The following is a 1,720-nucleotide window of genomic DNA, read 5'->3' on the forward strand; positions in this document are numbered from 1 at the left end:
CCACCGCACTTGCCTTCGCCGCACTTGCCTTCGGCCGACTTCTTGTCACCGCCGGTCTTGGCCTTGGTGTCCGCACCGGCCGCTGCCTTGCCCTTGTCGCCGCCGCACTTGCCTTCAGCACTCTTGCCGTCGGCGCCACACTTGCCTTCGGCATGCTTGGCCGCRTCGGCGGATTTTGCATCGGCCGCCTTCGCATCGGCCGCCTTCGCATCGGTGGCCTTGGCCGCCTGGCCGGCCACCAGGTAGCCCTGGGCGAGGTCGGTCATGCTCAGGGCCGAGGCGGAGGCGGTCATGCCGAGGCCTGCGGCCAGGGCGGTGGCGGTCAGCAGGGACAGCGTCTTGTTGGAGGTGCTCATCGGTCGTGCTCCTGGGTGGTGGGCGGGTGCCCGTGGTGAAGCGATGGTGCAGCGATCCTACTCAACGAATCCTCGCCGGGAATTCAAATTTTCGTGAGAAGTATTACAGCGCCAACAAAAAGGCCGCTGTCACGAGGACAGCGGCCACCCTGGAGTCGAATCCGGTGTTGCAGTGCAGTATCAGATATCGCCCGCGCTGGAGGTCTCGTCGCGCTTCTGGCGCGGCGGCAGCGGCTGTTCGCCGTGCACCAGGAACCACACGTTCTCGGCGATGTTGGTGGCATGGTCGCCCACGCGCTCCAGGTTCTTGGCCATGAACAGCAGGTGGGTGCACGGGGTGATGTTGCGCGGGTCTTCCATCATGTAGGTCAGCAGCTCGCGGAACAGCGCGGTGTACTGCGCATCCAGGCGGGCGTCGTCCTCGCGCAGTTCCAGTGCGGCATCGGCGTCGTTGTCGCGGTAGGCGGCGATGGCGCGGCGGACCTGCTGTGCGGCCAGGCGGCCGAGGGCGCGCAGGCCCTGGATCTGCGGCAGCGGAGGTACCTTGCCCAGCGCGATCGAGCGCTTGGCGACGTTGGCCGCGTAGTCGCCAATGCGCTCGATATCGGCCGGAATGCGCAGGCCGGCGAGGATTTCGCGCAGGTCGCGGGCCATCGGGCCACGCAGCGCCAGGCGCATCACGTCGTGGCTGATCTGCTGTTCCAGCGAATCGATCGCTTCGTCGTTGGCGATGATGCGATGGGCGGCGTTCTCATCGCGCTTCTCGATGACGTCCATCGACGCCTCGAGCTGGGCGACGGCCATCTCGCCCATGCGCACGATTTCGGCCACCAGGCGCTGCTGCTCTTCGTCGTAGCTTTTGACGATGTGGTCGTTGGGAAGGTTCATGTTCTGCAATCCAGGTAGAGCCAGGCGCGCCTGGCTGGGACAGGTGGCGAAGCGTCAGCGCCGATCAGCCGAACCGGCCGGTGATGTAATCCTCGGTCTGCTGCTTGGACGGCTGCGAGAAGATCACTTCGGTGCGGTCGTGCTCGATCAGGTCACCCAGGTACATGAAGGCGGTGTAATCGGACACGCGCGCGGCCTGCTGCATGTTGTGGGTGACGATCACGATGGTGTACTCGTGCTTGAGCTCTTCCACCAGCTGCTCGATGCGGCTGGTGGAAATCGGGTCCAGCGCCGAGGTCGGCTCGTCCAGCAGCAGCACCGACGGGCGCAGGGCCACGGCACGGGCGATGCACAGACGCTGCTGCTGGCCACCGGACAGGCCCAGCGCGCTCTGGTTGAGCTTGTCCTTCACTTCGTCCCACAACGCGCCCTGGCGCAGCGCGTGCTCGACACGGTCGGCCATGTCCGCCTTGGAC

Annotated in this window: 3 protein-coding genes; all 3 read right to left on the minus strand. The window is 66.0% G+C overall.

Going from position 1 to position 1,720, the window contains the following annotated elements; genetic code table 11:
* Positions 1-356 (minus strand): HvfA family oxazolone/thioamide-modified RiPP metallophore (locus AB4Y84_RS20915; protein WP_442250845.1); only part of this gene is annotated, 356 nt, incomplete at its 3' end.
* 180 nt (positions 357-536) lie between these two features.
* Positions 537-1,244, minus strand: a complete 708-nt coding sequence (gene phoU / locus AB4Y84_RS20920; RefSeq protein ID WP_025875384.1) for a phosphate signaling complex protein PhoU — start codon at positions 1,242-1,244, stop codon at positions 537-539.
* A 64-nt stretch (positions 1,245-1,308) separates the two neighbouring features.
* A partial coding sequence (locus AB4Y84_RS20925) for a phosphate ABC transporter ATP-binding protein (protein ID WP_442250846.1) occupies positions 1,309-1,720 on the minus strand: 412 nt, incomplete at its 5' end.

This window comes from Stenotrophomonas sp. 2YAF22, assembly GCF_052114665.1.
Classification (GTDB): Bacteria; Pseudomonadota; Gammaproteobacteria; order Xanthomonadales; family Xanthomonadaceae; genus Stenotrophomonas; species Stenotrophomonas indicatrix.

Excerpts from the sequence above, each read along its gene's own strand:
- phoU (WP_025875384.1), bottom strand. The coding sequence starts at position 1,244 with ATGAACCTTCCCAACGACCACATCGTCAAAAGCTACGACGAAGAGCAG.